2 protein-coding genes are annotated in these 1,698 nt (G+C 68.4%); one reads left to right on the top strand and one right to left on the bottom strand.

Translation table 11 applies throughout. The features are described 5' to 3' along the window. Nucleotides 1-321: 321 nt before the first annotated feature. A complete protein-coding gene (locus LG278_RS20460; RefSeq protein WP_404389527.1) occupies nucleotides 322-690 on the bottom strand; it encodes an antitoxin in 369 nt (122 codons plus the stop codon). A 265-nt stretch (nucleotides 691-955) separates the two neighbouring features. On the opposite strand from LG278_RS20460, the gene LG278_RS20455 reads away from it, so the two are divergent. Continuing rightward, nucleotides 956-1,684: an SDR family NAD(P)-dependent oxidoreductase gene (locus LG278_RS20455; protein ID WP_404389525.1), complete on the top strand. Its 729-nt coding sequence runs from the start codon at nucleotides 956-958 to the stop codon at nucleotides 1,682-1,684. Nucleotides 1,685-1,698: the final 14 nt, after the last annotated feature.

Raw genomic sequence — 1,698 nt, 5'->3', positions numbered from 1 at the left:
CCGACGCACCCCCCTTTTCTCAATCGAAAGAGCAATCCGTCCGCCCCCCACCCCAATCGAGAGAGCGATCCGTCCGCCTGGGTGCCCAGCCCGGTGGGCAGGGAGCGCGCGGAAATGCTCTTTCGATTGAGAGGCGAGCCGACCCGCGCCCCCTGAGCAACGATGCCTATCCCAATCGAAAGAGCGATTCGTCCGCCTGGGCGGCGGGGCCCGGGCGGACGGGGAGCGCGCAGAAATGCTCTTTCGATGGGGAGGTTGGGGACAGGAAGAGGCCGTATGCCGCTGGGTGGGACAGCGGCATACGGCCTCTGGGTGCCGGTCTCAGCTGGGAGAGCCGGCGGGGGAGTCCTCGTCGAACGCGGAGTGACGGTCGTCGGGCACCGGGGACGAAGGCTGGGTGGGAGGCGCCTTCGGGCCGGTGTTGTGCTCGACGAGCTTGTCGATCCCCTTGTCGACCGAGGCACGAACCTTGGTCACGGTCTCGGCGTGCTTGCCGCCGTTGGTCTGGACGAGCTTCGCCTCGGCCTTGTCGAGGGCGTCGTCGACCTTGGGCCGGTTGTCCTGGGCGAGTCCCGCCACGAGTCCAACGGCCTCCTTGATGACCTCGGCGACCGCGTCACCAAAGTCCTTCGCCTTGTCCTGCAGGTGGACCTCGTCCGCCTTGTGCTTGAGCTGCTCACCGAAAGCCACGGTGTCTCCTTCATGCCTGGCACGACCGATCGTCGTGCTCACTGCCTCCAGAGTCTTACCCGCCCGGGGGTTTGCGCTACCGGGGTCCACCCGGATTCGACCCCGAGTCGCCCCCTGAGGGGCTCCCGCTGTCTCGTGCGTCACAACAGCCCCGTTGTGACCCGCAGAACTGCGTCCGCGGTCGCACGGCGAGACGATGGAAGGACGACAACCCGGGAGCTCTAACCGAATCGAAGTGATCAGCATGAACCGGCTGGATGGACGCGTGGCCCTCGTGACAGGTGCAGCGAGCGGCATCGGGAAGGCGACCGCGCGGCGGCTCGCCGAGGAGGGGGCGGCAGTCCTGTTGACCGACGTCAACGAGGCCGGGGTCGCCGTGGCAGCGGAACTGCGCGAGAGCGGCGCTCGTGCGGAGTTCGCGCGGCACGACGTGACGAGCGAGTCCGACTGGGAGGCCGCCGTCGCCCGCGCGGCAGAGCTCTTCGGCGGGCTCGACGTGCTCGTCAACAACGCCGGCATGGGTGACCTCCTGCCGATCGAGGACACCACCCTTGCCGAATGGGAGCGGACGATCGCCATCGACCAGACCGGCGTCTTCCTCGGCATGAAGATCGCGGCCCCGCTGCTCAAGGCGTCGGGCCACGGGTCGGTCATCAACATCAGCTCGATCTTCGGCACGAGCGGCGGCTTCGGCACCTCGCCCGCCTATCACGCCGCCAAGGGCGCGGTGCGCACGCTGACGAAGAACGTCGCGCTGCACTGGGCGACCGAAGGCGTGCGGGTCAACTCGATCCACCCGGGCTTCGTCGACACCCCGATCCTCGACGGGGCGCGTGGCACGCCCTTCGAGCAGGCCATGCTCGACCTGACGCCGATGGGCCGCCTCGGGCGACCTGAGGAGATCGCGGCGGGTGTCGCCTACCTTGCGAGCGACGACTCCGCCTTCGTCACGGGACTCGAGCTCTACATCGACGGCGGCTACATCGCCCGCTGACACCCCCACCCGAC

Origin of the sequence: Humibacillus xanthopallidus, from assembly GCF_044793955.1 — a bacterium.
Lineage (GTDB): Bacteria > Actinomycetota > Actinomycetes > Actinomycetales > Dermatophilaceae > Humibacillus > Humibacillus xanthopallidus_C.
The sequence above is the reverse complement of the archived record's forward strand: the minus strand, read 5'-3'. Positions and strand labels throughout refer to the sequence as shown.